This is a genomic window from uncultured Methylobacterium sp. (assembly GCF_964242245.1).
Lineage (GTDB): Bacteria > Pseudomonadota > Alphaproteobacteria > Rhizobiales > Beijerinckiaceae > Methylobacterium.
Window position 1 is genome coordinate 1 of sequence record NZ_CAXTBY010000167.1, and the last position, 2,016, is coordinate 2,016.

Consider the following 2,016-nt stretch of genomic DNA (forward strand, 5'->3'; position numbering starts at 1 on the left):
CTGATGGAGGCGATGCGCCACGCCGTGCTCGGCGGCGGCAAGCGCCTGCGCCCGTTCCTCGCGGTCGAGACCGCGCGGATGCTCGGCGGCCCCGAGGCCGGGGCGCTCGCGGCCGGTGCCGGCGTCGAGCTGGTCCACTGCTACAGCCTCGTCCACGACGACCTGCCCGCCATGGACGACGACGACCTGCGCCGCGGCAAGCCCACCGTGCACAAGGCCTACGACGAGGCCACCGCGATCCTCGTCGGCGATGCGCTCCAGACGCTGGCCTTCGAGATCCTGGCCGATCCGGCGTGGCAGCCCGACCCCGCGATCCGCGCCGACCTCGTGCTCGGGCTGGCGCGCGCCTCGGGGCTCGGCGGCATGGTCGGCGGCCAGCTCCTCGACCTCGGCGCCGAGGGGCGCTTCGGCCCGGTGCAGCTCGACGTGGACGACACCCTCCGGCTCCAGGCGATGAAGACCGGTGCGATCCTCGCCTTTTCCGTCGAGGCCGGCGCGATCGTCGGCGGGGCGACGAGGCCTGAGCGCGCCGCGCTCCTGCGCTACGGCCTCGCGCTCGGCCAAGCCTTCCAGATCGCCGACGACATCCTCGACCGCGAGGCTTCACCCGAAGCGATGGGCAAGGCCACCGGCAAGGACAAGGACGCCGGCAAGGCGACGCTGGTCGACCGCCTCGGCCTCGACGGCGCGCGGGCCGAGTGCGACCGGCTGGTCGGCGTGTGCGAGGACGCGGTGTCGCCCTGGGGCGAGCGCGCGCGGACGCTGTGCGAGGCGGCGCGCTTCACGGTGGCGCGGAAGGTCTGACCATCGCGCCGGCGGTGCAGAGGTCCGTCGCGGTGGCCGACGTGTCGCGCGGTGGTTCCTCACCGCGCAGCGATGCGATCGGGCGCGCGCCACGCATCGATCTCGACTGGCTTCGGATCATCGCCTTCGCGATCCTGATCTTTTATCACGTCGGCCTGCTCTACCTTCCCTGGTCCTATCACGCGAAGAGCGCGCACAGCGTCCCAGTGATCGAACCGCTGATGCGGCTGGTCAATCCGTGGCGGCTTCTCCTTCTTTTCCTGATCTCCGGGTGCGCGACGCGCTTCCTGGCGCACCGGCTGAAACCCGTGCCACTCCTCGCCAGTCGTTCGGTGCGGCTCCTGATCCCGCTGCTGTTCGGCATCCTCGTGGTCGTGCCGCCGCAATCCTACGTCCAGGCGGTCGAACAATTCGGATACCGCGGGGATATGCTGCACTTCTACAGCGCCGATTACCTCGGCGGGTCGAAGCGAATCTGCGCAGGGACGTGCCTCTCGCTGCCGACCTGGAACCATCTCTGGTTCGTTCTCTACCTGTACGCCTATACCGTCGTGCTGATCGGCCTGACGATCCTGCTGCGGCCGATCCGAACGATGCTGACGACGCTCGCGGACGGCCTCGCATCGAGCGGCGCCATCGTCATCCTGCCCGTCCTCGTGCTCGTCGTGGCGAGAGCCGCTCTTCTACGGACATTCCCCCCGAACGACGCCTTCCTCGGCGACTGGTACGATCACGCGGTTTATTACGCCTTCTTCCTGCTCGGTTACCTGATCGCTGAGCAGGACACCGCCTGGAACGTTCTGGACCGACTCCGCTGGCCTGCGCTGATCCTCGCCTCGGCGACCTCGGCCATCGCATGGCCGATCGACGCGACATCGCCGTTTCCAACTTGGTCCGGAGTCCTGCACCATCACGACACCGTCGCCGTCCCGCTCTATCAGTGGAGCGTGATCGTGGCGGTCATCGCATTCGGGCGGCGCTGGCTGCCCTGCACGGATGGTCCATGGCGGCGCTATCTCGCTGCGGCCGTGTTTCCCTTCTACCTCGTGCACCAGACGGCGATCGTACTCGCGGCCTATGCCCTCCGCGACGCGGGATGGCCCGCGGCGCCGGAAGCGGCCATCATCGTACTCGTGACGGCGGCGACCTGTGTCGTCGCCTTCGAGATGGCGCGCCGCAGCCGATGGTTACGGCCGTTGTTCGGTCTGCGTC

The 2,016-nt window shown here is 69.1% G+C and carries 2 protein-coding genes; both read left to right on the forward strand.

Annotation, left to right across the window (positions count from 1 at the left end):
* Positions 1-804, forward strand: an 804-nt coding sequence (locus tag ACFE8Y_RS20375) for a polyprenyl synthetase family protein (protein ID WP_375466193.1), incomplete at its 5' end; no start/stop codon positions are given.
* Between the two features lie 32 nt (positions 805-836).
* A partial coding sequence (locus ACFE8Y_RS20380; RefSeq protein WP_375466194.1) for an acyltransferase family protein occupies positions 837-2,016 on the forward strand: 1,180 nt, incomplete at its 3' end.